Here is a 26618-nt window from a genome sequence, read left to right as displayed (position 1 = left end):
GCCTACTGCCGCGTCCAGCTTCGGTTACGATGCTGTCGTCGGCCAAGCACATGATGCTTCCACCGCATGAACCGCCACGGAATGTAGCGCCAGTTTTGGCACGTTTTGGTTCATGCAATCAAACAAATAGACATATTTTGTAAGGTTTTTTCTTACAGAGAAATGCTATTTGCCCTGACACAAAATCCCGCGGTCCACCACTGTTATTAAGTCTGTGGGTAAACAAGAATGTGTCCATTGCCTCAATTATTTACGGGCAACATTTTAGGGAGCGCATGATGAATCTGGCCGATACCCACAATGATATTAAGGAAGTCAATCTCGCCTACCTGATGCTGGCTCAGAACATGGTGCGGGCCGATCGCGAAGGCGCCATCTTCCGTCTTGGCATCAGCGATGAAATCGCCGATATCCTGGATCGGTTAACCCCGGGCCAGGTGCTCAAGATGGCCTCCTCCGACATGCTGATCTGCAATTTCCGCTTCGATGACACCCTGCTGCTGAACCTGCTCTCCAATCACGAACGCGAACGCGGCGTCGGTCACATTCATGCCGCCATCCTTGCCGCCGGCAAGCCCGTCGAAAGCGTTGCCTGACTGGGGAGAATCTCCATGCGCAACAAGTCACTGATTCTGGAAGCGCGCGATATTCGTCTTGCCGTCGAATTGATCGAACTCGGTGCCCGCCTGCAGTTGCTGGAGGCCGAGACCAAGCTGTCGCGCGAACGCCTGCTCAAGCTCTACAAGGAAGTGCGCGGCGAATCTCCGCCCAAGGGCATGCTGCCGTTTTCGACGGACTGGTTCATGACCTGGCAACCGAATATCCATGCTTCCCTGTTCATGGCCTATTACCGCTTCTTCGAACGGCACACCAAGCTGCGCGGGCTGGAACTGATCATCAAGGCCTACCGGATGTATCTGGAACAGGTCGAGCGCGGCCAGATGGAACGCGTGCTGTCGCTGACTCGCGCCTGGACCATGGTGCGTTTCTTCGAGGCCAGAATGCTGCAGATGGCGACGTGCAAGGAATGCGGCGGCGAATTCGTCGCCCACGCCTACGATCCGACCAAGGGCTATGTCTGCGGTCTTTGCCACATGCCGGCCCGCGCCGGCAAGACGCGCAAGGCGATCGAAGCCGCTGCCGCCGGCGCCTGACCGCTCTGCACCCGAACCGACCCCTCCCGCGCCAGACGGAGGGGTTTTTGTTTGGAAAAAACATTTGTCATTCCAGCATCCCCGGCAGCATTGCCACCCGCAACGTCGCGTGCAGTTTGCTGCCTTCCGGCGCTGAGCGCAGCCACCACAGCGCGCCTTTCCTGATGTCCCACGCCTCCGGATGACCGCACATGAGCAGGGCGGCGAGCTGGCCGAGAGTGGGCTGATGGCCGACCAGCAACACGTTGCCAGCGGCCGGCCAGCGCGCGGCGGCAAGATGGTCGGCGAGCGAGGCGCCGGTGGATATCTGCTCACAGAGTTCGAATTCGCGCCCGAGCGCCGCGGCGGTTTGTACAGCGCGCGTTGCCGGGCTGACAAGGATACGAATGTCATGCGGTAACCGCGGCGTCAGCCATTCAGCCATTTTCCGCGCCTGTCTTTTCCCTTTCGCGGTGAGCCTGCGTTCCTCGTCGCCGCCCCCGTTGTGGTCTTCGGCTTCGGCGTGACGCCAGAGCATGAGGTCCATTCAGTCTCCTTTCGGCAAACGCAGCTTGTGCAGTTTCACCAGCGTTTGCGGTATCTCAGTCAGCAGGCTGGCATAGCGCTGGCCATGCCAGCCGCCGATCAGGCTTACCGCTTCGCGCAGACCGGCCTCGGCGGCGGCGCAATCCATCAGCAGTACGCCGGCATTGGCGAGATCGTTGAGTTTCCCCAGCTTGTCCTGCAATTGCGTCAAGTGGTCAATGAGCGTGGCGACCCGTCGGGCAGGCAGCAGCGGAACAAAAAATTCGAGCGCATAGCGCAGACGTTTGGCCGCAATGCGTAATGCATGAAGACTGGCTGGGTCGTTTTGGCGTGCGGCGAGTGCGATGCGTAGTGTCTTGCGCCGCAAGCGTTTGAGGTGCGTGACGGCGAACGCACCAAGCGGCGTTTCGACGACTTCGGTTTCGCCAGCGGCGAGGCTGTTCAGTCTGGCCATGGCGAGCAGCAGCAGGCGTCCGTATTCGGGCGCGCCGAGCAGGGCGATTACCTGTTGCCGCGCGTGGCAGCGGCGTTCGGCAACCAGGCTGGCCAGCGCGGCGATGCGCGGTTCCTGCGGCAGTGCGGCAACGACGGGGGCAACGATTTCCGTGGCCAGCACGTCGAGATCGCGCGCGGTGCCAAGCACCGTCATCAGGCGGTGCAACGGCGGCAGCAACTGTTCGTCGAAATCAGCGGGCAACGCCACACGGAACAGGCGCATGGCGGCGCGCAGGCGACGCAGGGCCACGCGCATCTGGTGAATGTACTCGGCATCTTCGCTGTATATCGCGCCATGGTGATTCTGTTGCAGGTGGTTGAGACAGGAGTGCGCGATATGGCGAAACGCGGTAACTGGCGTCATTGCGCTGCCGAGTGCCACCGGCACGGCATGCGCGGGACGATCCGGCGTGCCGAGAAACAGGCGGTAGCCACGCTCGGCTTTGGACCATGGGCCAGGGGTGAGAGAAAAATGCTGTGCCAGCCGGCTGGCAAAGGTGAAAATCTGATCGACATGTCCGCCGGCCAGTTCGATTTCCACTTCCGAGATCGCGATTAATTTGCCATTGGCAATGATGCTGCCGCGATCCAGCACGATGACGAATTCGCTTCCTGTCTCGCGCATTTTCCATGTGGTGCGATGGAAATTGGTCTCGAATATCGGGCCGAAACGGGGCTTGAGCCGCTCGAGCCGTTTGCGCGTGAGGGGATCGTCGATGGCGCCGAAATCGAAATGGCCAGCGTAGGGGCTTTCCCACTCGGGCCGGGACGAAAGCCCGGCGTGGGAGAGACCGGCGCACTTGACCGTTTGCAGCCAGCGCCGCCGGCTTTGGCGCAAACGCAGGGCGATGCCATTGCAATGGAGGGCAAGATCGGGCGTGTCGTAATAAATATTGACCAGGCGTTCCGTGCTGCGCTGGGCTGCATGGCGCAACAGTGGGCTGCGCAGGAAACGGCGCTGTTCGGCTACCGGCAGGGAGAGTTTAAGTTCGACTTCCTGCGCCATGATCCGGCTTACTTTGGGGCCGCTGTCCAGTGCCCCGACTTGCCGCCGGATTTTTCCAGCAGCCGGATATTTTCGATGGCCATGCCGCGATCGACCGCCTTGACCATGTCATAGATGGTAAGCAGGGCAACGGAGACGGCCGTCAGCGCCTCCATCTCGACACCGGTGCGACCGAAGGTTTCGGCCACGGTTTCGCAGTCGATGGCATGCGCGCTGGCATCTGGCGTGAAGTCGACGGCAACGCGCGTGAGTCCGAGCGGGTGACACAGCGGGATCAGCTCGCCGGTACGCTTGGCGGCCTGGATCGCGGCGATGCGCGCGATCCCCAGCACATCGCCTTTTTTCGCCGTGCCGGCGAGAATCAGGGCGAAGGTGGTGGGCAGCATGACAATGCGGCCGCCGGCGCGGGCAATGCGACGGGTTTCGGGTTTGGCGCCGACATCGACCATATGCGCCTGGCCCTGCGGATCAAAATGGGTGAGTTCCATGAGGTTGTTTTGTTAACGTGAAAAAGGAGAAATGGCACTTATTGTGATATCGAGCGCAGCGAGCCAATTGGTAGCCCCGCCCTGGGGGTTGAGGCGGGGTTTCGCAAAGCACAGCTTTGCGCCGCCGAGACGGGCGAGCCATGCAGGGCGAGCCCTGGAGCAGGTATGGGGGTGGGGGACGCTCAATTTGTCTTTACACATTTTTATCCTCGGAGCTGGCGCTGGCGACCATGCGCGTTAGCCTGATTTACCAGCGGTAACACTTCGGTTGCGGCGGCGTCGCAAGATGAGGCGCCGAACCGAAGCTCCAAAACGCTATCATAGGCCGTATGAGGAAAACCTTGTTGTACTTGCTGGTACTGGCGCTTGTCCTGCCGCCCCCGATATTCGCGGATGGTTTGCCCGATCTGGGCGAATCTTCGCAGGTCGAGTTGTCCCCCTTCGCCGAGCGCAGTATCGGCGAAGCGGTGATGAACGATATCCGCCTGCACGAGCCAACCTATCTCGACGACCCGGAGATTGCCGCCTATCTCAATGAGCTTGGCCATCGACTCACCGCGCAGACGGAGGACGCGCATCAGGAGTTCGAGTTCTTCGTGTTGCATGATGCGACGGTGAATGCGTTTGCCATGCCAGGCGGCTATATCGGCGTGCACAGCGGACTGATCCTGCTGACCCAATCCGAATCCGAACTGGCTTCGGTGCTGGCGCACGAAATCTCGCACATCACGCAGCATCACCTGGCGCGCCAGTTGCGGCCGCAGGCCCAGTCGCAAATGCTCGCCATGTTGTCCATGGCCGCGGCGCTGATCGCGGCGCGCAGCCGGCCCGATCTGGCGCAGGGTGCGCTCATGGCCGGACAGGGCGCGGCGATCCAGACCCAGCTCAGCTACTCGCGCGATTTCGAGCGTGAGGCCGACCGCATCGGGATCAGATTACTGGAACGCGCGGGCTTCGATATTTACGCCATGGAAACCTTTTTTGGCCGCATGGAGAAGAATACCCGCCTCTATGAGGCCAACGCGCAGTCCTATCTGATGACCCACCCGCTGACCAGCGATCGCATGGCCGACATGGCCAATCGCATCCAAGCGCATCCCTACCATCAGGTCGTGGATTCACCGGCATACTGGCTGGTGCGCGCCAAGCTCACGGCGATGGAAGGTACGCCGCAGGAAGCGATCACCATTTTCCGTACCCAGATCAATGATCGCAAATTCAACTCCGAGTCCGCGGCGCACTATGGCCTGGCACTGGCGCTTTCACGCAACAAGAACTACAAGGGCGCCGAGGATGAGCTACTGGCGGCACGCAGGAACAAGATGTCCTCGCCCATGTTCGAGACGCTGGCGGCCGATCTCAAGCTCAAGCAGAACGACCCCGCCGCAGCGCTTGCCATCCTGCAGGCAGCCCAGGCGAAATACCCGCAGAGCCGGGCCGTGGTGTACCAGCTGCTCGATACGCAAATCCGCAATGGCCGCTTGCCGCAAGCGCTGCAACTCAGTTCACGCGAACTGCAGAGCTATACCGCCGATCCCAAACTGTATGAATTCCAGGCTCGCACCTACGCCGGCATGGGCAAGGTGATGCTGGAGCATCGTGCCCAGGCGGAAGCCTATGCGCTCTATGGCCAGAATGTCGCCGCCATCGAGCAACTCCTGCTGGCACAGAAGGCGCCTGACGGCGATTTCTATGAACGATCGCAGGTTGATGCGCGGTTGCGCGCATTGCGCGCGATAGAAGCGGCCAAGCCCCGCGCCGAGCAAGGCAGGGAACAACGTCATAACTGGAAAGGAGAGCATCACGATGGATTTTGATCTCGAAGTCGACGCGCGCGGCCTGGCCTGTCCGCTGCCGATCCTGCGTACCAAGAAAGCGCTGGCCACCATGCAGACGGGGCAGGTGCTGCGCATCGTCGCCACCGATCCCGGATCGGTGAAGGACTTTGAGGCATTCTCGCAGCAGACCGGCAATGAACTTCTTGGCCAGACGCAGAAGGACAAGGAGTTCGAGTTTTTCATGAAGCGGAAATAGCACCGGCTAATCGCCGTCAGCCCTTGTCGAAGGGCGGCGTCATCCCGCGGCGACTCCCTCTGATCTTTACGCGGAGACTGCACCTTTAACTGCGTGGTAACGACTGAAAAATCCTTAGGGGATAACCGGACGGAATTTCAGTCAGTTATTGTCGAATTGCGGTTTGAGCGCGTAGGCAGCCATGGCGTCTATCACCAGGCTTGACTCCCCCGCTGGCACCGCGACAGCAATCGCAATACCGGGGTGACGCTCCATGGCACTCACCACGAGTTGCGGCAGATCCTTGGCAATGTGACCGCCAGTCGCCAAAAATATCGGCACGATGTCGATTTCGGTCGCGCCATGCTTGACCAACTCGTCAATGGCTTCGTCGAGCGTCGGCCGCATGGACTCAAGAAAGGCCAGTGCCACCGGCGTGCCTGGCGAACGGGAATGAATCACTTCCCGAATGGCATGGAAGGGCTGCGCCCAATCGGAATTGCGCGAACCATGGCCGAACAGCACGATGCCTTTCATGTTCATGCGCTAGGTGAGTTAGTATTTATACATGATACTCGCCAGCATGCGATCAACGCGCATCCCCTTTGCTTCATAATTCCCGCAGGTTTCTTTTCCCCAGACCTACAAGCCCATGTCCCCCTCCATCGCCGAATTGGTCGCCACCACATTGTTTGCCGTCGCAGTGCTGCACACCTTCTCGACCAAGTATTTCGCCCGCCTTGCCCATTTCCAGCCCAAGCATGCGGGCCTGTTCCATCTGCTCGGCGAGGTGGAGGTGGTGTTCGGCTTCTGGGCCTTCGTGATGATGGCGGCCCTGATCGCACTCATCGGCAAGTCCGACGCACTCGCTTACCTGGACCAGCGCAACTTCACCGAACCGTTATTCGTCTTCGCCATCATGGTGATTGCCGGTACGCGGGCCGTGCTGCAGGCGGTGCTGCATGTCGTGCGGCAAATCTCGCGTGCGATTCCCTGGCCACCGGCGCTGTCGATCTATTTTCTCTCGCTCTCACTGGTGCCGCTGCTCGGCTCCTTCATCACCGAGCCAGCGGCGATGACGCTGGCAGCAATAATACTGCGCGATTCGTATTTTTCGCGGCAACTGTCGGCGCGTCTCAAATATGCGACGCTTGGCGTGCTGTTCGTGAACGTCTCGATCGGCGGCACGCTGACTACCTTCGCCGCGCCGCCGGTGCTGATGGTGGCGACGACCTGGAGCTGGGACGTGCCCTTTATGTTCGCCCATTTCGGCTGGAAGGCGATGCTCGCCGTGTCGATCAGCGCGCTGATCATCACGCTCGCCTTCCGCCGCGAGCTAGTGGCCAAGGGCAAGCCTGACTACAGCCGCGCCAAGCAGAAGCACCTACCCGGCCTCGTCATCGCGATCCACCTGTTATTCCTGCTCGGCATAGTCGTCTTCGCTCACTATCCGCCGGCCTTCATGGGCCTGCTGCTGTTGTTCATGGGCTTCGCCACCGCCTATCCGCAATTCCAGGATCGTCTGATCCTGCGCGAGGGACTGCTGGTCGCCTTTTTCCTCGCCGGACTGGTAGTGCTGGGCGGACTGCAACAGTGGTGGTTGCAACCGGCGCTGCAAGGCATCAACGACAAGGTGCTGTTCTTCGTCGCCGTAGCACTCACCGCCATCACCGATAATGCCTCGCTGACCTATCTCGGTTCGCTGGTGGAGGGAACCGATGCCGGCTTCCGCTACGCCTTGGTGGCTGGCGCCGTCGCCGGCGGCGGCCTGACGGTAATCGCCAATGCGCCCAACCCGGCTGGTTTGTCGATCCTGAAGGATCATTTCCCGGACCAGGCAGTGAGTCCGCTCGGCTTGTTGCTGGCCGCGCTGCCGCCGACGCTGATCGCAATCGCGGCGTTTATCGGGCTGAATTGATCAGCCGGCGGTCGGGCGCCGGATCACTGAACTTTCGATCCAGCGCCTGATGCGGTTGGCATCGCCGATACGAGTCAGCTTGCCCCAGGAATCGAGCAGCACGATGATGGTCGGCTTGTTGTTGACCCAGGCCTGCATCACCAGGCATTTGCCGGCCTCGTTGATATAGCCGGTCTTGGAGAGGCCGATCTCCCAGTCGTTGTTGCGGGAACGCACCAACGGATTGGTGTTGCGGAAAGTCTGCGTCCTTCCATTCATCTCCACGTCGTATTCGGCAGTGGTGGTGAACTCGCGAATCAGCGGATAGCTGTGGGCGGCGGCAACCATTTTGACCAGATCGCGGGCGCTGGAGACATTGGCAGCCGTGAGTCCGGTCGGGTCTTCGAAATGGGTATCGACCAAGCCGAGCATTTTCGCCTTGGCATTCATCGCCGCGACAAAGGTTGTCCGGCCGCCCGGGTAATAGCGCGACAAGGCAGACGCGGCACGATTCTCGGAGGACATCAGGGCCAGGCGCAGCATTTCTTCGCGGCTCAATTGGGTGCCGACCCGGAGCCGCGAGCGCGTGCCCTTGAGGACATCAACGTCTTCGTCGCCGATGGTCACGGCCTCGTTCAGATTCGGGTTGGCATCGAGCGTGACCATCGCGGTCATCAGCTTGGTAACCGATGCGATCGGCAGTACCGCTTCGGCATTTTTTTCGAACAGAACCGCGCCGGTGGTTTCATCCTGTACCAGCACCGCGGATGACTGGACTATCAAATGCCGGGGAGCTTTCGACACTGCGCGAAGATGGCGTTTGGCGTGGGGAGTTTTTTTGACGCCCTGCGTCGCGGCATCGGCCATGCCGGATACGCCGCCGGCGATCATCCCGGCGGCAATCATTAGCGAGATCAGGCGTTTTTTCATGGCATTTCCTCGGACGAATATTTATAGTGTAGCAGGCCGCCACGATTTTGGTCGCAGAGATAACGGCTTATTACATTGGGAAATTAAAGGGATATCCCTGAAACCTAATCTGCCGCCTCAAGCCTTGACGAGGAAATTTCGGACTTCATCCCTGCGCGTCATGGTGTCGCCATAGCCCAGATCGATCAACGCTCGCGTATAAGACGCCTCGAACAACAGGTAGCTGGTCAAGGCGCCGCCGTCGGGATTCATCGCCCCGATGCCGCGCAACAGGGCACGAACCAGCCAGGGCAGGGAGTGGGCATGCTGTACGGCAAGGTAATCGAGCCGCTGTGAAGGACTGATGACCAGAACATCGATCGGCCGCAGCGGCGTGCCATTTTGCCGCCTCTCTTCCGGGATCATCGACACGGTATGGTTGATGCGATTCATGCGCTCTAGATCCATCCATAAACTATCGAGAAAAATGCTCGACAAAGTATGGCCCGCAATTTGCGCAAGGGAAGGGTAACCTGTCACCTCCGGCCGCTCGGGCCCCTCCGCCAGGCGCCCCGCGCCGATAACCAGGATTCTTTCGGCGCCGAGATGAATCGCTGGTGAAATCGGCGCCAGTTGCCGCATCGAACCATCGCCGAAATACTCCCGATGCAGTTTGACTGCGGGAAAGATGAAGGGAATCGCGCTCGACGCCATGAGATGATCGATTTCGATCTTGACGTGTGAGCCGACACGCTGCGAACGCCGCCATGGTTCAAGGTCAGCGCGACCCTGAAAAAAACTGACGCTTTCTCCCGAGTTGTAGCCGGAACAGGTGATGCTGATTGCTCGCAGCGCCTGATGGGCGATGGCGTCGTCGATGCGCAACAAATTCACATAGTGCTCAAGCAAACGACGCAATGGTGAATTGTCAAGCAGGGAATGGGGTGAGCGGTGAGTCAGCCAGCCGAACGCCAGCGAACCAAGCCAACTCAACGCCGTCTTGGCAATGCCCGCAGGATCGGTGCGATAGACCTGGTCTGCATGAAAGTTTTGCCAGACCTCGAGCAGGCCTTCGACGCCCACGGCAAAATTTCTGGCGTGCGTGGCCAGCACTGCAGCATTGACCGCGCCCGCCGAAGTGCCGGCCAGAATCGGGAAAGGATTGGGGGTCGACTTCGGCAGCAGTTCGCGGACCGCCTTGAGCACGCCCACCTGATAGGCGGCGCGCGCGCCGCCGCCGGTCAACACGAGTGCCGTATTCGTGCTAACCGACGTCATGACAGATCAGTTGTTCTTGCCGACTTCGACCGACAACAGCGCGGCGAGGTTAACGATGCGGCGCACGGTCGCCGTCGGGGTGAGAATATGCACCGGCCGCGCCGAACCGAGCAGCAGCGGGCCCACGGTGAAACCGTCTCCGGCGACGGTCTTGAGCAGGCTGTAGGAAATGTTGGCGGCATCGAGCGTCGGCATGATCAGCAGATTGGCATCTCCCCGCAGACGCGAACCCGGAAATATCTGCTCGCGAATCGCCCCCGAGAGGGCGGCATCGCCATGCATTTCCCCATCGACTTCCAGTTGCGGCGCGGCTTTCTGGATCATGGCCAGCGCTTCGCGCATCTTGCGCGCTGCCGGCGTTTCTTCATTGCCGAAGTTCGAATACGACAGCAGCGCCACCTTCGGCGCGATGCCGAAACGGCGTACTTCCTCGGCGGCGAGCAAGGTCATCTCGGCGAGCTGTGCTGCGGTCGGATCATAGTTGACGTTGGTGTCGCCGATGAAGATCGGTCCCGTCGACAGTACCAGCATGTTGATGGTGTAGTAGCTGCCGATGCCCGGACGCTTGCCGAGGACATCCTCGACGTAGCGCAGGTGCTGCGCGTGGCGGCCATAGGTGCCGCACAGCATGGCGTCGACAAAGCCATGCTTGACCAGCATGGCTCCGATCAGCGTGGTGCGGCGGCGCATCTCGCGCTTGGCGTATTCGACGCTGACGCCGCGCCGGCACATGATGTTGTAGTAGTCCTGCCAGAGTTCCTTGTAGCGCGGATCGGAGTCGGGATTGACCAGTTCGAAGTGTTCGCCGGCGCGAATGCGCAAGCCGCATTTCTCGATGTGCATGTTGACGACGTCGGGGCGGCCGATCAGCACCGGCCTGGCCAGGCCGTCATCGACTACCGTCTGCGCCGCGCGCAGGACCCGTTCGTCTTCGCCTTCGCAGAAGGCGATGCGCGCCGGCGTTTTCTTGGCCGCGAGGAAGACGGGGCGCATCTGCAGGCCGGAGTGGTAGACGAACTCGTTGAGCTGCTGGCGATAAGACTCCATGTCGGCCAGCGGTCGCGTCGCGACGCCGGAGTCCATCGCCGCCTGCGCCACGGCCGGCGCCACCTTGACGATCAGGCGCGGATCGAAGGGCTTCGGGATCAGGTATTCGGGTCCGAACTTGAGTTCTTCGTCGGCGTAGGCGGCGCTGACCAGGTCCGATTGTTCGGCAAAGGCGAGTTCGGCGATGGCTTTCACCGCGGCGGCCTTCATCTCGTCGGTAATGCTGGTGGCGCCGACATCGAGCGCGCCGCGGAAGATGTAGGGGAAACAGAGGACGTTGTTGATCTGGTTGGGGTAGTCGGAGCGTCCCGTGCCGATGATCGCGTCCGGGCGCACCGCCTTGGCGACTTCAGGCAAAATTTCCGGTACCGGGTTGGCCATGGCGAAGATCAGCGGGTTTGCCGCCATCTCCTTGACCATCTCCGGCTTGAGCACGCCCGCGGTCGACACGCCGAGGAAGACATCCGCGCCGGGCATCACATCCGCCAGCTGGCGCGCCTCGGTTTTTTGCGCATAGCGCGCCTTGGTGGGGGCGAAGTTTTCATCGCGGCCGACATAGACGACGCCCTTGCTGTCGATGATGTGGACGTTCTTGGGATTCAGGCCGAGCGTGCACATCAGGTCGAGACAGGCGATCGCCGCGGCGCCGGCACCAGAGCAGACCAGCTTGATCTGGCCGATGTCCTTGCCCACCAGGCGCAGGCCGTTCAGTATCGCCGCGCTGGCGATGATCGCGGTGCCGTGCTGGTCGTCGTGAAAAACCGGGATGGAGAGACGTTCTTTCAGCTTCTGTTCGATGTAGAAACACTCGGGCGCCTTGATGTCTTCAAGGTTGATGCCACCAAAGGTGGGTTCGAGCGCGGCGATGATCTCGACGATCTTTCCCGGATCGTTCTCGTTGACCTCGATGTCGAATACGTCAACACCGGCGAATTTCTTGAACAGCACGCCCTTGCCTTCCATCACCGGCTTGCCGGCCAGCGCGCCGATGTTGCCAAGACCCAGCACGGCGGTGCCGTTGGTGATCACGGCAACCAGGTTGCCACGCGAGGTGTATTTATAGGCGTTGGCCGGATCCTTGACGATTTCATCACAGGCCGCCGCTACTCCCGGCGAGTAGGCCAGCGCCAGATCGTTTTGGGTGTTCAGCGCCTTGGTGGGGGTGACTTCAATCTTGCCAGGCTTCGGGTATAGGTGATATTCCAGCGCCGATGCGCGTATTGATTCATCCATGACAGTATGAATAACCTTTCTTGTCAGATGCTAATTTGTTAGTTGCGGGATTGTAGCGCCAAAGCATTGTTTCCCATCCAAAGCGATGTGAGATAATTGGGCCACGACAGGTAATGCATCCATCCGCTTCACGCCCATATACATGTCGCGTCCGCACAAGCGGCACATCTATCTATACAGGATTTGCGTGAAATTCATCTGGACATGCCAGATGATGGATACAAGTAGTGGAGATTTTTTGAATGAATCAGCACATTTCCGATATGGCTGCCTCGGCCGCTCCCGCTTTCGTTAAACATCAAAAACTGAAGTCCTGGGTGGCTGACATAGCAGCCTTGACACAGCCTGACCAGATAGTCTGGTGCGATGGTTCACAGGAGGAATCGGATCGCCTTTTTGCCCAGATGGTGAAGGCCGGCAGCATGATCAAGCTGAACCCGGCCAAACGCCCCAACTCCTACCTTGCCTTTTCCGATCCTTCTGATGTCGCGCGTGTCGAAGACCGTACTTTCGTCTGCCCGCGGCATGCCGAAGATGCCGGCCCCAACAACAATTGGGAAGACCCGGACAAGATGAAGGAAACCCTCAACGGCCTGTTTAAAGGCTGCATGCGCGGGCGCACGATGTATGTGATCCCGTTCAGCATGGGACCGATCGGCTCCCCGATCGCCCATATCGGCGTCGAAATTTCCGACAGTCCCTATGTCGTGGTGAGCATGCGCGTCATGACCCGCATGGGGCGCAAGGTGCTCGACCAATTGGGTAGCGAGGGTGCATTCGTGCCCTGCGTACATTCCGTCGGCCATCCGCTCGAACCCGGCCAGCAGGATGTCAAATGGCCCTGCAACAAGACCAAGTACATTTGTCATTTTCCCGAAACGCGCGAAATCTGGTCGTTCGGTTCCGGTTACGGCGGCAACGCCCTGCTCGGCAAGAAATGCTTCGCGCTACGCATTGCCTCGACCATGGCGCGCGAAGAGGGCTGGCTGGCCGAGCACATGCTGATTCTCGGCATCGAATCTCCCCAAGGGGACAAGCAATACCTGGCGGCAGCCTTTCCCTCGGCCTGCGGCAAAACCAATCTGGCCATGCTGATTCCGCCAAAGTCCATGGACGGCTGGAAAGTCACGACAGTCGGCGACGACATCGCCTGGATCAAGCCGGGCAAGGATGGGCGTCTCTATGCCATCAACCCGGAAGCCGGCATCTTTGGCGTCGCGCCGGGCACCTCGGAAAAAACCAATTTCAACGCGATGGCAACGCTGAAGGAAAATGTCATTTTCACCAATGTCGCCCTGACCGATGATGGAGATGTATGGTGGGAAGGCATGACCAAGGAACCCCCGGCGCACCTGATCGACTGGCAGGGCAACGATTGGACACCGGCCGACGGCAAAGCCGGGCGCAAGGCAGCGCATGCGAATTCGCGTTTTACCGCACCTGCAAGTCAATGTCCTTCCATTGACGAGAACTGGGAAGCCCAGGCGGGCGTGCCGATTTCGGCCTTCGTTTTCGGCGGGCGGCGCGCAACAACCGTACCGCTGGTGTTTGAAGCCTTCAACTGGAACTACGGTGTATATATCGCCGCGACCCTGGGTTCGGAAACCACGGCGGCCGCTGTGGGAAAACAAGGCGTGGTGCGGCGCGACCCATTCGCGATGTTGCCCTTCTGCGGCTATCACATGGGCGACTACTTCAATCACTGGTTGCGTATCGGCCATCAGATCGAGCATGCGCCGCGCATCTTCAGCGTCAACTGGTTCCGCCAGGATGCGGAGGGCAACTTCATGTGGCCCGGCTTCGGCGAGAATATGCGCGTGCTGAAGTGGATCATCGAACGCTGTCGCGGCACTGCCGGCGCACGTCAATCCATGCTGGGTTGGATGCCCAAGTACGAGGATATCGACTGGACGGGTGCCGATGGCGTCACCAAGGAGCAATTCGAAGCCCTGACCAAGGTCGACGAGGATGCGTGGCGCGCCGAACTGAAACTTCACGCCGAATGGTTCGAGAAATTGAAGAGCCGTCTGCCGCGCTCCTTGCATCTCAAGCGGGAGTTATTCGAAATCGGACTGGTCGACTGACCGATACGAAGACTGCCTGACACGGCCGCCATTGAGCGGCCGTTTTTTATACCGGTACGCCGGAAAAGAAAAACGCGCGGGAAACTCGAAAGTTCTCCGCGCGCTGCTCGGAAACATGCGGACAACCCGGAGGCTGTCCGCACGCGCCGATACCGACAATCAGGACGGACGCGAGCCGGTCGGGAACGGCCAAGCCGCCGCAGGATTCAGCGACGACTTCAACCCGGGCGCAGCAGCCGTCGACGGAATCGACGCAGCAGGCGCGGGCGCAGCAGGCTTCTTTGCTACCGCCTTTTTCGCAGCCGGCTTTTTCGCGGCCTTTTTCGCCGGCTTCTTGGCAGCCTTTTTCGCAGCCGGCTTTTTCGCGGCCTTTTTCGCCGGCTTCTTGGCAGCCTTTTTCGCAGCCGGCTTTTTCGCGGCCTTTTTTGCGACTTTTTTCGCCGCCGGTTTCTTGGCGACCTTCTTCGCCGCCGGTTTCTTGGCTACTTTTTTTGCAGCCGGTTTCTTGGCTGCAGTTTTCTTCGCCGCCGGTTTCTTGACAGCCTTCTTCACCGCCGGTTTCTTGGCGGCTTTCTTTGCTGCGGGCTTCTTGGCAGCAGTTTTCTTCGCCGCCGGTTTCTTGGCAATAGCCATGTTGAACCTCCATGAACAAAGTAACAGAAAAGAATCTACTACTGCACTTCAACCCGTTTGGGTTAGCACGGATTATTCAACACTTTCAATAAGTGAAAGCGACGAATTCCTCACGTTTATCGGCCTATCACTTCGTTTATGAATGGCCACGGCGCTATATGACGAATGATAATAGCCACATCCTGCCCTTTCAATGCAGGCACTCATGCCTTGGAAACCCGCTACTGGAGAGGGTTCCCAAAATAAATGCAAGAAAGAGCAGCGATTCCATCGCTCCTGCGCGCCGGCGCGAAAGATTCTGATCAGTGCGATAGTTTTTTGCTGGCGCGAGACAGATGGCTGCGTCGTAGTGACGCAATATCCAGAAAATCGTCACGGGAAACCATGCGGAAAATTCGACGCGCTGCTGACGCGCCTAACGCTCAGCGTCCGGTGATGCGTGCCCAGTCGAAGCGGGGACCGGGATCGGTCTTGCGCCCCGGGGCGATATCAGAGTGGCCGACGATCGCCGCAATCGGATAGCGTTGCTTCAATGCGGCATTGAGCTGGTTGAGCGTTTCGTATTGCGCTGCTTCAAAATTCCATTCATCACAACCTTCGAGTTCGATGCCGACCGAAAAATCGTTGCAGCGCTCGCGGCCGCGCCACTCGGACGTTCCCGCATGCCAGGCACGGCGGTCGCAGGGCACGAACTGGATCAGTTCTCCGCCACGCCGGATGAAGAAGTGCGCCGAAACCCTGAGCCCGTCGATCTCGCGATAGTAAGGATGCTCAGCCGGGTCGAGCCTGTTGGTAAATAATGCCTCAACGCCGTGGCCGCCGAACTCGCCCGGCGGCAGGCTGATGGCATGGACCACCAACAGGGAAACCTTTTCTCCCGCCGACCGTTCATCGCAATTCGGCGACGGGATGAAGCGAACGCCTTCAAGAAGACCGCCTTCATCCTGCGACCAGATCAGCGTCATCGCATTAAGCCGGCCACGCCGGAACCAAAGCGGTGTGACTTCGATTACGGACTTTTCCACGGCTGACTTTGCACAGCCAGTCGGCTACGGCGGCGCGGAGCAGTGCTCCGCGAAACCCCGCCTTCACCCCCCTCGCAGGAGAGGCGACGATCATGCTCGTTTCGCTCGCAATTTTGCTCACAATTTGTCAAGACTTCGGCGCTAAGAAACTATTCGTTCAGGTTGAGGCGCTGCATGCGATAACGCAGGGAACGGAAGGTGACGCCCAGCAGCTTGGCCGCCGCGGTGCGGTTAAAGCGGGTTTTTTGCAGTGCTTCCAGAATGGTCTTCTTCTCGACGCCATCCAGATAATCCTGCAATGAGGATGGCGCTTCCGCCGTTTCCGCCATCACCGGCGACAGATGCAGATCGACGGCATCAATGACATCACCCTGCAACAGCGCGATTGCCCGCTCCAGAATGTTTTCCAGCTCGCGCACATTGCCCGGAAAAGGATATTCGGTCAGGGCGCGCAGCGCGGAAGCGGACAGTTTCGGCGTCACGAGACCAGAGGCAAGCGCCAGCTTTTCCAGAATCATCGTGGAGAGCAGGCCGATGTCTTCGCGGCAGTCGCGCAACGCAGGCATACTGACCTCGATAACATTGAGCCGATAAAACAAATCCTGGCGAAACTTGCCGGCATCGACCATATCCTTGAGCTGCTGGTGGGTGGCACTGATGACGCGCACGTCAACGGGCTCCTCGTTCGGGCTGCCGACCTTGCGCACTCGCTTCTCCTGAATTGCGCGCAGCAGCTTGACCTGCATCAGCAGGGGCAGGTCGGCGACTTCGTCAAGGAACAGCGTGCCGCCGTTTGCCGTCTGGAAAAAGCCGTCGCGATCGCCGTCGGCCCCCGTGAAGGCGCCCTTGCGATAGCCGAAAAATTCACTTTCCATCAGGTTCTCGGGAATCGCGCCGCAGTTCACCGGCACGAAGGAACCGTTCTGGCGAGCGCTTAATTGGTGGATCAAACGCGCGGCGAGTTCCTTGCCGCTGCCCGATTCACCGCCAATATGCACCGGCGCCTGGCTGCGCGCGACGCGCTCGATCATCGCCCGCACTTCAACGATGGCTCGCGATTCGCCGAGCAGTGCCAGGTCCTGGGCCACCCCGCCTTCAATGGCATTCTGCGGCAGGTCGAGCGCCGATTTGATCAGGGCGCGCAGTTGGTCCAGCGCCACCGGCTTGGCCAGATAATCGAAAGCGCCGGCCTTCAACGCACTGACGGCGTTCTCCATGCTGCCATGTGCCGTAATCACCGCTACCGGCAGATCGGTGCACGTCTCGCCAATGTAGCGCACCAGATCGAGTCCCTCTCCATCCGGCAGGCGCATGTCGGTGAGACACAAACGATAGCGACGCGCCTTCAGCAGCGCACGCGCCTCTGCCAGCGTCGCCGCGCAGTCCGCTTCGAACCCCATGCGCACCAATGTCAGATCGAGCAGCTCGCGAATATCGGCCTCGTCGTCGACAACGAGAACCCGCCTTTTCCTGCGCTCTATCGTGGTGCTGTTCATTGTTCCCCTTTGCCGCTGAGGCGGAATTGCGTTCCCTGCCCCGTTGTTTCCCTCAATTCAAGATCGCTGCCATTTGCCGCACACAACTCCCGCGCAATATACAGTCCCAGGCCGGTGCCGTCGCTTCGCGTAGTAAAAAATGGCTCGAACAAATGCTGCCGGGCTTCGACGGGAATGCCCGTGCCGTCGTCCCCGATCAGCACCTCAACCATGCCGGTCGTTGCTGCATACGTTGCTGTAATGCGCACGCAGCCGGGACTACCCGAGCAGTAGCGCAGGGCATTCTCGATCAGGTTGGTCAATACACGATGTAAATGGCCGCGGTCAAACCTGAGCTTCAACGCCGCCTCGCATTCGAGAACGACGATATCGCGCGCACGCGGTGCCATTAGCGCCAGATCCTCGACGAGAAAGGCAATGGATTCGTGCAGGCGGATCAACTCCGGTTGTGCGCGATCGCGCCGGCCCAGTTCCATCACGTCCGTCACCATGCGATTGAGACGCCGCGTGTTGTCATTGATGATCCGGGTCAGCCGGCTTTGTGTTGCCGTCTCTTGCCCCTCCGCCAACAATTCCGCGGCATGGCTGATGGCTGCCAGAGGATTGCGGATTTCATGCGCCATGTTGGCTGTCAGCCGTCCCAATGCGACCAATTTGATCTGCTGCGCCTGGGCCTGGATGCGTTCCATGTCCTCGATGTAGAGCAAGGCATTGTCCGTCTCCCCCGCCGGCAGGAAACGCACCCTGAGCATCCTGCCGCTGCGCGGCACGCGCAGGGTCTCGGTCACCTCCGTCATCGAACGACGCCACTCCTGGTAGCGCAAGGCCAGATCAGCGGAAAAATCCTCCAGTCGCGCCTCAAACGCCGGAGCGCAATCCCACAGACTTGCGGCGCGCGGATTGTATTGGCTCACCCTGCCTTCGGCATCCACCACCAGCACGCCGTCCAGCATGTCGCGAATCACGCGCTGATTGATCTCCAACTGCGTGGCGAGTTCGACGCCGCGCCGGCGCGCCAGCATTTCGTTGGCGACCACGCGCCGGGCCAGCAGCTGTGCGCTGGCCGCCGTCGTAAAAAAACCGATACTGATGATGCCGGTATGCGTAAAGTCTCCAGGTTCGCCGGCACCCATCAAGGCGCGATGGCCCTGCTCCAGCAACAGGGCCACGGTTGCCAGCGCTGCATAGAACAAAGTCAAACGGCCCTGTCCCACCAGGCCCGCGGCCGCCAGCACCACCAGCAGCAGATAGCCCAGGCCGCTGTGATTGCCGCCGCTGGCCGACATCAACAGGGTCAGCGCCACAATGTCGATGAAGACTTCCGTCGTCAGCAGGAAATTGAATGGCGGCTTCCAGTACAGCAATACCAGCGGAATGACGGCTGCCAGAACCGCATAACTCTTGCTGACCCAACGCGCCAGAAAAATATTCTCACTGCCGAAAGGCAACGACCAATCGGGAAAAATCGTCGCCAGCACGAACAGGCTGGCGACGGCGAAACGGTACAGGTGGAAGTAATTCAGCGAACGCCAGAATGATGCCGGCGGAACATAGTCGCCGCGCAAGGCGACGAGCGTCGAGTTCAGTGGCCTGGCTTCCATGCGGCGCGATGCTGCTCACAACAGAAGTAATGGTCCTCGCCGAGGACGGCCTCGTTCTGAGGGAAATGAATGCCGCATTGGGCGCACTTGACCATCTGTTCAACACGCCCGCGTGCCGGTCCGGAAGGACGCGACACCGTAACACGCGACCACCAGCGGTAAGCCACATAAGCAATAACCAACAGCATCAACCATTTATACATCTAGCATCTCCGGTAAAACGATGCCGCCTGAATCAAAACGCCGGTTCCAAAGCGGGTACCGGCGTAAGGTGGTTTCGATATGATCAGGGAGTGGAAGGATACGAAACTCCGACATCTGCGTCCTGCGCGCTATTTTATACCGCCTGACACCACCATCGTGGTAGCGCTTCCGGCCGCAGTGCATTGCCCCGATCCGGGCCGCGAATGTCAAAAGGGTAACGCGGAGTTTATGGGCAACGCGTGGTCGCGATTAAGGCCACTAAACAGGCAAATATGGTTAGAATCAAAAAAATAAGTTATTACAAGATACAGTTCGGCAATAGACCGGGCTTGATGTTGAGGAGAGGGCAATCATGATGGTCTTGACAACAAGACGGCTCGCCGTCTTGGACTGCGACCGTTGTTGCGGCTATTGCTGCAATGACTTGAGGCCGCTGGCTGTTGTAGCGGCTAGCTGCTTGCTTCTTGTCTCACGGCCCAGCCTGCCTGTTGGATGTTGTTGTTCCATGACAGCCATTCTGTGACGGGTAGAACCATACTCATGCCAGTAACTGCGCTCCTCTCAGTCGTTGCCAGAGTCATCAAGCCTCGCTTTCGTCGTGCCCAGAAGCTGCCCGGCGCAAATCTCGACAAAAAGCCGAATGAAGAGATTGCCATCCCAAAAAGTGATGAGAATGTCCTGGATTGGAGCAAAAAGTCTGCGGAAGCAAGGTTGAAGAAGGAACAGATGATGATGGCAGCCATCGTCGAGTCTTCCGAGGATGCCATCATCGGCGGAACGCTGGACGGCTTTGTGACCAGCTGGAACCCGGCCGCGCAAAGAATCTTCGGCTACCCGGTACAGGAGATAGTGGGACAATCCGTGCTCGCGCTCTTTCCTCACGGGCGCCACGCCGAGCTGGAGACCTTTCACTCGGCCGTCCGCAAGGGCAAATCGGTAAGACAGTTCCACACCGAGCGTATCCGCAAGAATGGCGAACGAATAGACGTTTCCCTCACTGTGTCGCCCATCCGCGACGAAGAGGGAGTGATCATCGGCGCATCGTCGATCGTTCGCGACATCACCGAAAGAAAGGCCGCCGAAAGGGAACGCAATCGTACCAACGCCATACTGAAAACATCAAGCGATGGCATTCATATCCTGGACAGCGACGGCACGCTGGTGGAGGCTAACGATGCATTCCTCAACATGCTTGGCTATGATCGTTCGGTTATCGGCAAATTGCACATCACGGATTGGCAGACACACCGTTCTGGCGCGGCGATAATTGCAGAGATTCATGATCTGATCAGACAAAACGGTCAGAAGATTATTGAAACCAGGCACCGCCGCAGCGACGGCGCATTGATCGATGTCGAGATCAACATGTCGGCGAGCGAGATCGATGACAAGGGCTATCTCTACGCGGCATCGCGTGACATCACCGGACGCAAGCAGACGGAACAGGCATTGCGCCTTGCCGCCACCGTGTTCGAATCGCAGGAAGGCATGGTCATTACCGATGCCGGCGGGGCGATATTGCAGGTCAACCGCGCATTCACAAAAATCGCCGGCTATACCCAGGAAGACATCGTTGGCCAGAACCCGCGCCGGCTCAAATCGGGCCATCACGACGTTGCGTTTTATCGCGAAATGTGGGCATGCATCAACCATAGCGGCGGCTGGCAGGGGGAAATACGGAATCGGCGCAAGAACGGCGAGGTCTACCTGGAATGGCTGGTGATCACTGCCGTGAAGAACAATCAGGGTCTGGTGACCCACTACGTCGGCACCTTCACCGATATCACCTCGCACAAGACGGCCGAAGATGAGATCAAGAATCTGGCATTCTACGATCCGCTGACTCGCCTGCCCAACCGCAGGCTGCTGCTCGACCGATTGCAACATGCCATGGCGTCGAGCAACCGCAGCGAAAAATATGGCGCGTTGCTGCTATTGGATCTGGATAACTTCAAGTCGCTTAACGACACCCTCGGCCATGAGGTCGGCGACCAGTTGCTGCAACAGGTTTCGGCTCGCCTGGTCTCCTGCGTTCGTCAGGGCGACACTGTGGCGCGCCTGGGGGGCGACGAATTCGTGGTAATGCTGGAAGGCCTGAGCGGAAATCCGGACGAGGCCGCGAGCCAGGTCGAAGCCCTGGGCGGGAAAATCCTCGCCACGCTCGACAAGGCCTACCAACTTGCGGGCTTCGTGCATCACTGCAGCGCCAGTATCGGTGCCACCCTGTTTCTGGATCACCTTGACTCGACCGATGCTCTCCTGCAACGGTCGGATCTCGCCATGTACCGTGCCAAGGGGGCGGGCCGCAACACGCTATGCTTTTTCGACCAGGAGATGCAGGCCCTGGTCATGCGCCGAGTGGCACTGGAAGCAGAACTGCGCGACGCCATCCTGAAAGGCCAGCTTCATGTCCATTATCAGGCCCAGGTGGATGGCAATCGGTTTGTAACCGGGGCGGAAGCGCTGTTGCGCTGGCAGCACCCGCTGCGCGGTCCGGTGTCGCCTTCCGAGTTCATTCCCATCGCCGAGGAAACCGGGTTGATCCTGTCGTTGGGTTCCTGGGTGCTGCAAACCGCCTGCACTCAACTGGCGCTTTGGGCCACACTTCCCGAGATGGCTCATCTTACGATAGCGGTGAATGTCAGCGCCCGTCAGTTCCGCCACAAGGATTTTGTGGGCGAGGTGATGAGCATGCTCAATCGTACCGGCGCCAATCCGAAGAAATTGAAGCTGGAACTCACTGAAGGCATGCTCCTGGATAACGTGGATGACACCATTGTCAAGATGACAAAGTTGAGAAAAGAAGGCATTAGATTTTCGCTGGACGACTTTGGTACCGGTTATTCATCGCTCTCTTACCTGAAGCGCCTCCCCCTGGATCAGTTGAAAATCGACCAGTCCTTTGTCCGGGACATTCTCACCGATCCTAACGATTGCGGCATCGTCCGCACGGTCATTGCCCTTGGGAAAAATCTCGGGCTGACGGTAATAGCTGAAGGCGTGGAAACCGAGACTCAGCGCAGTTTTCTCAATGAAAACGGCTGCCTTGCCTATCAGGGGCATCTTTTTGGCCACCCATTGCCCATCGAGGGCTTCGAGCAGCTTGTGAACAGAGACAATACCAACAAGCTGCCTGCCAGTGCCGACTACGTTATATGACACCCTGAATCGAAAGCAACAGGCCTGGGTGAGTCATTCATTGTGCCGAGTTTATCCAAAACAGCTTGGTTTCAGGCACGCCCCGGTTTCGGAAAATTGGATCCCTTCAACATTCCGTCCCAATACATCACCGGCAGCACGTAGCGCTTCAGCAAATACATGCTGTAGCGCTCCTTGCGCTGGTCAAAGGGAAAGGTTTCACAGGGGTTCAGGTCGTAGTCGAATTCGGCCAGGATCAACTTGCCATAGCCGGTAATCAGCGGGCAGGAGGTATAGCCGTCGTAATTGGCCGTCGGTTGCCGGCCCGCGATGACCGCCAGCAGATTCGTCACCAGGAACGGGCTTTGTGCGCGTACCGCCGCCGCGGTCTTGGAAGTGGGCAGGCTGCTGGCATCGCCAATGCTGAATACGTTCGGATAGCGTACATGCTGCAGAGTTTCCTTGCTCACGTCCACATAGCCGGCCGCGTTGGCGAGCGGGCTTTGCTTGACGAAATCAGGTGCGCTCATGGGCGGCACCACATGCAGCATGTCGTAGGGCTGGAGAATGGTTTCGCCGTTGTCCAGGTTCTGGATGACAGCCTCCTTGGCGGCGGCGCGGATTTCGACCAGATCATGCTTGAAATGCACCTCGATGTCGCGCGGCTTGACCACTTGTTCGGTAAGGGCCTTGGCGTAATGGGGCGCGCTGAAAATGGTGGGCGTGGCGCAGTAGTACACCAGCCGCGATTTATCCCGTATGCCCTGCCGACGGAAATAGTCCTCCGCCAGATACATGGCCTTTTGCGGTGCGCCGGCACACTTGATCGGTGGCGGCGGGAAATTGAACACGGCATTGCCGCCCTTGAAGTTCCTGATGTTTTCCCAGGTGCTGTTGACTGCGTCATAGCTGTAGTTGCTGCACACGCCATTTTTGCCGAGACTTTCCGGCAGCCCCTTGATCTTGTGCCAGTCGATCTGCAAGCCGGGGGCAACGACCAGATAGTCGTAGCTGATGTCCTTGCCGCCCCGCGTCCTGAGCCGGTTTGCGGCGGGATCGAATTCGCTGACTGCGTCCTGAATCCATTTCGCTCCATTTGGAATCAAGCCCGCCGTGGGTCGCACCGACTGTTCGCGCTTGACGACCCCGGCGCCGACCAGGGTCCAAAACGGCTGGTAATAATGCTTGTCCGATGGCTCAATGATGGCCACGTTCTTGCAGCCCGCATGTGCCAAGCGGGCGGCAACGCCGAGTCCGGCGGCGCCGCCGCCGACAATGACAATTTGATGATGGATACTATTGGCCATGTGCAACCCTCCCGTTGGTGGCGAATTGACGGATTCTAGACTGGAATCAACCGCCCACGGCATCACCGCAATGGCCGATCCGCAGGCGCAGGAATACAATCCTTTTGCCAGCGGGTGAAAGTTGAGGCACTTGACCTGAATCATTTTTTCCTGCGCCGCCCCGCCCTATGCTTCGACTTACTGCAAGCGAGCGAAATGAAAACCGACCACACCATGCCCCGCCAGGCCATTGAATTTACCACCGACAAGCGCTTCATCAAGCGCTCACGCGAGTTGAAGACCATCGCAACGATGGTGGACATGTATTGCCGCGGCCACGGCCACGACAGGCGCGGGACGCTTTGTCCGAGTTGCGTCATGCTGCTTGAATATGCGGCGCGGCGCCTCGAGCGCTGCGTGTTCGGCGATGCCAAGCCGACCTGCGCGAACTGCGTCGTCCATTGCTATAGTGCAAATATGCGTGAGCAAATCAGGGTAGTGATGCAATGGGCCGGACCGCGCATGCTCTTGCGCCACCCCATCCAGGCCATCATGCACTTGCTGCACGGGCGCCGGTTGGCACCCGCGTTGCCAGCCAGGCCGGCACGAGACCGCGCGGACCCGTAACTGAATAAAATTGATTCGTATCAATGCAATCCACCGAGCCGGTGCGGAGAATTCCTCCCACTGACCAATGTCAGAAAAAGGAGAATCAATCATGAGCGTTACCACTGCCCTGCAGGACCACCATCACCATTGCGACGATGATTTCGCCAGCACCGAGGAAGCTGCCCAGCGCGGCGATTGGCCGGCCTGCGCGACAGCGTTTGCCAAACTGCATGATGACATGCAGTGTCACTTCCACATCGAGGAAGACGTGCTCTTCGCCGCGTTTGAAGCAGAAACTGGCATGGCCGGCGGACCGACTGAGGTCATGCGCCACGAACACAAGCAAATGCTTGAGTTGCTGAAACAACTGGAAACCGCGCTACAGAACAAGGATAAGGATGAATTCGGCGGCGTGGCGGAGACACTGCTGGTACTGATGCAGCAGCACAACATGAAGGAAGAGAACATCCTCTATCCGATGTGCGACCAGGCTCTCGGCGGCAACCAGGAAGTTGCCGCGAGCATCAACCAAGGGCTTCACGCTTAACGCGCATAATCGCCAGCGCCGCCTCCGAGGATGAAAATGCGTAAAGGCAAATTGAACGCCCCCCACCCCCATACCTGCTCCAGGGCTCGCTTTGCACAGCTCGCCCGTCTCGGCGGCGCAAAGCGCTGCTTTGCGAATTTCCGCCTCAACCCCCGGGGCGGGGCTATCAATCGGCTCGCTACGCTCGATATCACAAGGCGCTCCATTTTTGCTTTTCATGTTAATACCCATGCCTGAACAGCATATAGTCGATGGGCGCGGACTATTGCCGCCTGAGCCGCTGGAGTTGACGATAGCGGCGCTCGAGAAGCTGCCCGAGGGGGAAGAGCTTCTGGTTCTGCTCTATTGCACCCCGCATCCCCTGTATGCCGTTCTCGAACAGAACGGCTATCGGCACGAATCGCACATGCAGGCGGACGGGACCATGGAAGTCCGCATCCGCAAGCGCTGATGGCTACTTCAAACCGGGCAAGCTGGAACCAAACAAGGTTGGCTTCGATGAAAGACTTTGATGCTTGGCCGGAAAAGCAAATTAAAGCCCGCCCCCTCCCGCCCTCCCCCTCACGGAGGAGGCGACTAACTGGCTCGCTTTGCTCGAAATTCTTCACGCGATTTGTCATAAATTAACTGGTTTATGATTAAACAACCCGTCCTCTCGTTTGAACAGGCACCGCCCATCTCGATGCCGTTTCGTTTCTTTCTGACGGCGCCGTTGTTCGGCATCGCAGCCGCGCTGCTGCTGCTCTGGCAACCGTCCGCCATTCTCGATTCGCGCTGGGCGCCGGCAACGTTCGCGCTGACCCATCTGATCGTGTTGGGCTTCATGCTTCAAGTCATGTGCGGCGCCCTGCTACAAATGATCCCCGTCGTCGTTGGCGCCAATATCTGGCAGCCGCGCCGCGTGACGACGTTCACCCATGCCGGTCTCACCCTCGGCACGATCCTGCTGGTCGGTGGATTCATCGCGGGATCGCCGCTGCTGTTCCGCGTTGCCACGCCGTTTCTGGGCGTCTCCCTGGGCGGTTTTGCGCTGGTCGTCCTGGTCGCGTTGTTGCGGACGCCGGCGGTAGGGCCGACGCTGCTCGCACTGCGCTTGTCCGTGCTCGCCGTCCTCGTCACGATCCTGCTCGGCGTCGCCCTCGGCGCGAGCGCCGGCTGGCCCATCGTGCTGCCATCGATCGACTGGACCGATATTCATGCGGCATGGGGCCTGGTGGGCTGGAGCCTGCTGCTGGTTACCGGCGTGGCCTTTCTCGTGGTGCCGATGTTCCAGTTGACGCCGGCATATCCGGCACTGCTGACGCGCTACCTTCCTGGCGCCCTGTTCGCCGTGCTATGTCTGTGGTCGTTCGGTTCGCAATACGCGGAAACAGCGCGGATCGCGCTCGGCTCCATCGGAGCTGCGCTCACCGTCTGGTTCGCGCTGGTCACGCTGCGGCTGCAAGCGCGGCGACGGCGCAAGATTGTCGAGTCGACACTGCTGTTCTGGCGCTTGTCGATGATCGCATTGGCGCTGGTGGCGGCATTGTTCATCGCCCAGCAAGTCTTGCGACCGGTTGCGGATTTCACCGCAACACCCTACCTGCTCGGAACGATGCTGTTCGCAGGTGTATTCGCCGGGGTCATCTGCGGCATGCTCTACAAGATCGTGCCGTTCCTGATCTGGCTGCACCTGCAGAAATACGCGCTGGCCGGGCTGCCGGTGCCCAACATGAAGCAGATCATCCCGGAGCGAAACATGAAGGCACAGTTTCTCGTGCACCTGCTGGCGTTCGTGCTGCTCCTCGCGGCGCCCGCGCTACCGTTGCTGGCCTATGCCAGTGCCGTCACATTGACGCTTTCGTTTATCCTGCTGGAATGGAACCTGATCGTGGCGACACGGATGTTCATTCGCGCAGGCCGCGAATTGGAGCAGCAGCACCAGGCAGCTTTGGCCTGATGCCGTCTTCC

24 protein-coding genes are annotated in these 26618 nt (G+C 59.4%); 11 read left to right on the top strand and 13 right to left on the bottom strand.

The features are described 5' to 3' along the window. Window positions 1–278: 278 nt before the first annotated feature. Together flhD and flhC are read left to right on the top strand one after the other, a co-directional pair. Entirely contained in the window at window positions 279–596 is a 318-nt protein-coding gene (gene flhD, locus K5E80_RS15620; RefSeq protein ID WP_220637027.1) for a flagellar transcriptional regulator FlhD, read from the top strand. A 15-nt stretch (window positions 597–611) separates the two neighbouring features. Next, on the top strand, window positions 612–1154 hold the full coding sequence (gene flhC / locus K5E80_RS15615) for a flagellar transcriptional regulator FlhC (RefSeq protein ID WP_220637026.1): 543 nt from the start codon (window positions 612–614) through the stop codon (window positions 1152–1154). Window positions 1155–1221: 67 nt separating this feature from the next. Here the strand turns inward: flhC and K5E80_RS15610 are convergent, their stop codons facing one another. From K5E80_RS15610 to moaC, 3 genes are read right to left on the bottom strand one after another with little or no spacing between them, the layout of a single operon-like run. Then, on the bottom strand, window positions 1222–1680 hold the full coding sequence (locus tag K5E80_RS15610; RefSeq protein WP_220637025.1) for a SixA phosphatase family protein: 459 nt from the start codon (window positions 1678–1680) through the stop codon (window positions 1222–1224). Continuing rightward, on the bottom strand, window positions 1681–3180 hold the full coding sequence (locus tag K5E80_RS15605) for a CYTH and CHAD domain-containing protein (RefSeq protein WP_220637024.1): 1500 nt from the start codon (window positions 3178–3180) through the stop codon (window positions 1681–1683). It lies immediately after the preceding gene. 8 nt (window positions 3181–3188) lie between these two features. Then, the gene (moaC, locus tag K5E80_RS15600) at window positions 3189–3668 is read right to left on the bottom strand and encodes a cyclic pyranopterin monophosphate synthase MoaC (protein ID WP_220637023.1); all 480 of its coding nucleotides are present in this window, start codon (window positions 3666–3668) and stop codon (window positions 3189–3191) included. Window positions 3669–4009: 341 nt separating this feature from the next. Here moaC and K5E80_RS15595 point away from each other — a divergent pair, with 341 nt between their 5' ends. Beyond that, window positions 4010–5485 (top strand): M48 family metalloprotease, encoded by a 1476-nt coding sequence (locus tag K5E80_RS15595; RefSeq protein ID WP_246591009.1) that lies wholly within the window; start codon window positions 4010–4012, stop codon window positions 5483–5485. Next, the gene (locus K5E80_RS15590) at window positions 5475–5702 is read left to right on the top strand and encodes a sulfurtransferase TusA family protein (RefSeq protein ID WP_220637021.1); all 228 of its coding nucleotides are present in this window, start codon (window positions 5475–5477) and stop codon (window positions 5700–5702) included. Before K5E80_RS15595 ends, K5E80_RS15590 begins: the two co-directional genes overlap by 11 nt. Before the next feature lie 141 nt (window positions 5703–5843). Here the strand turns inward: K5E80_RS15590 and K5E80_RS15585 are convergent, their stop codons facing one another. Beyond that, window positions 5844–6224 (bottom strand): sirohydrochlorin chelatase, encoded by a 381-nt coding sequence (locus K5E80_RS15585; protein ID WP_220637020.1) that lies wholly within the window; start codon window positions 6222–6224, stop codon window positions 5844–5846. A 109-nt stretch (window positions 6225–6333) separates the two neighbouring features. On the opposite strand from K5E80_RS15585, the gene K5E80_RS15580 reads away from it, so the two are divergent. Continuing rightward, on the top strand, window positions 6334–7599 hold the full coding sequence (locus tag K5E80_RS15580; protein WP_220637019.1) for a putative Na+/H+ antiporter: 1266 nt from the start codon (window positions 6334–6336) through the stop codon (window positions 7597–7599). On the opposite strand, the gene pbpG is transcribed toward K5E80_RS15580, so the two are convergent. From pbpG to K5E80_RS15565, 3 genes are all read right to left on the bottom strand, one after another. Then, on the bottom strand, window positions 7600–8508 hold the full coding sequence (pbpG, locus tag K5E80_RS15575; RefSeq protein WP_220637018.1) for a D-alanyl-D-alanine endopeptidase: 909 nt from the start codon (window positions 8506–8508) through the stop codon (window positions 7600–7602). 117 nt (window positions 8509–8625) lie between these two features. Next, window positions 8626–9765 (bottom strand): patatin-like phospholipase family protein, encoded by a 1140-nt coding sequence (locus K5E80_RS15570; RefSeq protein ID WP_220637017.1) that lies wholly within the window; start codon window positions 9763–9765, stop codon window positions 8626–8628. A 6-nt stretch (window positions 9766–9771) separates the two neighbouring features. Then, a complete protein-coding gene (locus tag K5E80_RS15565; protein ID WP_220637016.1) occupies window positions 9772–12045 on the bottom strand; it encodes an NADP-dependent malic enzyme in 2274 nt (757 codons plus the stop codon). 242 nt (window positions 12046–12287) lie between these two features. Between K5E80_RS15565 and K5E80_RS15560 the strand changes: the two genes are divergently transcribed. Continuing rightward, complete coding sequence (locus K5E80_RS15560) at window positions 12288–14129, top strand: phosphoenolpyruvate carboxykinase (GTP) (protein WP_220637015.1); 1842 nt, start codon at window positions 12288–12290, stop codon at window positions 14127–14129. Window positions 14130–14288: 159 nt separating this feature from the next. Here K5E80_RS15560 and K5E80_RS15555 read toward each other — a convergent pair whose 3' ends face one another. The 5 genes from K5E80_RS15555 to K5E80_RS15535 form a co-directional block, all read right to left on the bottom strand. Continuing rightward, entirely contained in the window at window positions 14289–14762 is a 474-nt protein-coding gene (locus K5E80_RS15555) for a histone H1-like DNA-binding protein (RefSeq protein WP_220637014.1), read from the bottom strand. A 422-nt stretch (window positions 14763–15184) separates the two neighbouring features. Then, a complete protein-coding gene (gene ampD / locus K5E80_RS15550) occupies window positions 15185–15727 on the bottom strand; it encodes a 1,6-anhydro-N-acetylmuramyl-L-alanine amidase AmpD (protein ID WP_220637365.1) in 543 nt (180 codons plus the stop codon). A gap of 209 nt (window positions 15728–15936) precedes the next feature. Continuing rightward, complete coding sequence (locus K5E80_RS15545) at window positions 15937–17283, bottom strand: sigma-54-dependent transcriptional regulator (protein ID WP_220637013.1); 1347 nt, start codon at window positions 17281–17283, stop codon at window positions 15937–15939. Next, on the bottom strand, window positions 17280–18884 hold the full coding sequence (locus K5E80_RS15540; protein ID WP_220637012.1) for a sensor histidine kinase: 1605 nt from the start codon (window positions 18882–18884) through the stop codon (window positions 17280–17282). The genes K5E80_RS15545 and K5E80_RS15540 overlap by 4 nt, the downstream gene beginning before the upstream one ends. After that, a complete protein-coding gene (locus tag K5E80_RS15535) occupies window positions 18866–19087 on the bottom strand; it encodes a PP0621 family protein (protein ID WP_220637011.1) in 222 nt (73 codons plus the stop codon). Before K5E80_RS15535 ends, K5E80_RS15540 begins: the two co-directional genes overlap by 19 nt. Window positions 19088–19799: 712 nt before the next feature. Between K5E80_RS15535 and K5E80_RS15530 the strand changes: the two genes are divergently transcribed. Further along, window positions 19800–22247 (top strand): sensor domain-containing protein, encoded by a 2448-nt coding sequence (locus K5E80_RS15530; RefSeq protein ID WP_220637010.1) that lies wholly within the window; start codon window positions 19800–19802, stop codon window positions 22245–22247. Between the two features lie 71 nt (window positions 22248–22318). Here the strand turns inward: K5E80_RS15530 and K5E80_RS15525 are convergent, their stop codons facing one another. Next, window positions 22319–23533 (bottom strand): NAD(P)/FAD-dependent oxidoreductase, encoded by a 1215-nt coding sequence (locus tag K5E80_RS15525; protein ID WP_220637009.1) that lies wholly within the window; start codon window positions 23531–23533, stop codon window positions 22319–22321. Window positions 23534–23728: 195 nt separating this feature from the next. Between K5E80_RS15525 and K5E80_RS15520 the strand changes: the two genes are divergently transcribed. The 4 genes from K5E80_RS15520 to K5E80_RS15505 all read left to right on the top strand — a co-directional run bounded on the left by K5E80_RS15520 (window position 23729) and on the right by K5E80_RS15505 (window position 26607). Continuing rightward, a complete protein-coding gene (locus K5E80_RS15520) occupies window positions 23729–24139 on the top strand; it encodes a nitrous oxide-stimulated promoter family protein (RefSeq protein ID WP_220637008.1) in 411 nt (136 codons plus the stop codon). Between the two features lie 91 nt (window positions 24140–24230). Beyond that, on the top strand, window positions 24231–24668 hold the full coding sequence (locus K5E80_RS15515) for a hemerythrin domain-containing protein (protein ID WP_220637007.1): 438 nt from the start codon (window positions 24231–24233) through the stop codon (window positions 24666–24668). 229 nt (window positions 24669–24897) lie between these two features. After that, complete coding sequence (locus tag K5E80_RS15510) at window positions 24898–25119, top strand: sulfurtransferase TusA family protein (protein ID WP_220637006.1); 222 nt, start codon at window positions 24898–24900, stop codon at window positions 25117–25119. Window positions 25120–25302: 183 nt separating this feature from the next. After that, window positions 25303–26607, top strand: coding sequence for a hypothetical protein (locus tag K5E80_RS15505; protein ID WP_220637005.1), 1305 nt, complete (start codon window positions 25303–25305; stop codon window positions 26605–26607). The last annotated feature ends 11 nt before the right edge of the window (window positions 26608–26618 follow it).

This window comes from Georgfuchsia toluolica (assembly GCF_907163265.1).
Taxonomy (GTDB): domain Bacteria; phylum Pseudomonadota; class Gammaproteobacteria; order Burkholderiales; family Rhodocyclaceae; genus Georgfuchsia; species Georgfuchsia toluolica.
This window is presented reverse-complemented; position numbering and strand designations above follow the sequence as displayed.

Coding starts and splice junctions, on each gene's coding strand:
- K5E80_RS15585 (WP_220637020.1), bottom strand. CDS start 6,224: ATGAACATGAAAGGCATCGTGCTGTTCGGCCATGGTTCGCGCAATTCC.
- K5E80_RS15505 (WP_220637005.1), top strand. CDS start 25,303: ATGATTAAACAACCCGTCCTCTCGTTTGAACAGGCACCGCCCATCTCG.
- flhC (WP_220637026.1), top strand. CDS start 612: ATGCGCAACAAGTCACTGATTCTGGAAGCGCGCGATATTCGTCTTGCC.
- K5E80_RS15610 (WP_220637025.1), bottom strand. CDS start 1,680: ATGGACCTCATGCTCTGGCGTCACGCCGAAGCCGAAGACCACAACGGG.
- K5E80_RS15510 (WP_220637006.1), top strand. CDS start 24,898: ATGCCTGAACAGCATATAGTCGATGGGCGCGGACTATTGCCGCCTGAG.
- ampD (WP_220637365.1), bottom strand. CDS start 15,727: ATGACGCTGATCTGGTCGCAGGATGAAGGCGGTCTTCTTGAAGGCGTT.
- K5E80_RS15580 (WP_220637019.1), top strand. CDS start 6,334: ATGTCCCCCTCCATCGCCGAATTGGTCGCCACCACATTGTTTGCCGTC.
- moaC (WP_220637023.1), bottom strand. CDS start 3,668: ATGGAACTCACCCATTTTGATCCGCAGGGCCAGGCGCATATGGTCGAT.
- K5E80_RS15555 (WP_220637014.1), bottom strand. CDS start 14,762: ATGGCTATTGCCAAGAAACCGGCGGCGAAGAAAACTGCTGCCAAGAAG.
- K5E80_RS15560 (WP_220637015.1), top strand. CDS start 12,288: ATGAATCAGCACATTTCCGATATGGCTGCCTCGGCCGCTCCCGCTTTC.
- K5E80_RS15515 (WP_220637007.1), top strand. CDS start 24,231: ATGAGCGTTACCACTGCCCTGCAGGACCACCATCACCATTGCGACGAT.
- K5E80_RS15590 (WP_220637021.1), top strand. CDS start 5,475: ATGGATTTTGATCTCGAAGTCGACGCGCGCGGCCTGGCCTGTCCGCTG.
- K5E80_RS15605 (WP_220637024.1), bottom strand. CDS start 3,180: ATGGCGCAGGAAGTCGAACTTAAACTCTCCCTGCCGGTAGCCGAACAG.
- K5E80_RS15520 (WP_220637008.1), top strand. CDS start 23,729: ATGAAAACCGACCACACCATGCCCCGCCAGGCCATTGAATTTACCACC.
- K5E80_RS15570 (WP_220637017.1), bottom strand. CDS start 9,765: ATGACGTCGGTTAGCACGAATACGGCACTCGTGTTGACCGGCGGCGGC.
- K5E80_RS15545 (WP_220637013.1), bottom strand. CDS start 17,283: ATGAACAGCACCACGATAGAGCGCAGGAAAAGGCGGGTTCTCGTTGTC.
- pbpG (WP_220637018.1), bottom strand. CDS start 8,508: ATGAAAAAACGCCTGATCTCGCTAATGATTGCCGCCGGGATGATCGCC.
- K5E80_RS15540 (WP_220637012.1), bottom strand. CDS start 18,884: ATGGAAGCCAGGCCACTGAACTCGACGCTCGTCGCCTTGCGCGGCGAC.
- K5E80_RS15535 (WP_220637011.1), bottom strand. CDS start 19,087: ATGTATAAATGGTTGATGCTGTTGGTTATTGCTTATGTGGCTTACCGC.
- K5E80_RS15525 (WP_220637009.1), bottom strand. CDS start 23,533: ATGGCCAATAGTATCCATCATCAAATTGTCATTGTCGGCGGCGGCGCC.
- K5E80_RS15565 (WP_220637016.1), bottom strand. CDS start 12,045: ATGGATGAATCAATACGCGCATCGGCGCTGGAATATCACCTATACCCG.
- flhD (WP_220637027.1), top strand. CDS start 279: ATGAATCTGGCCGATACCCACAATGATATTAAGGAAGTCAATCTCGCC.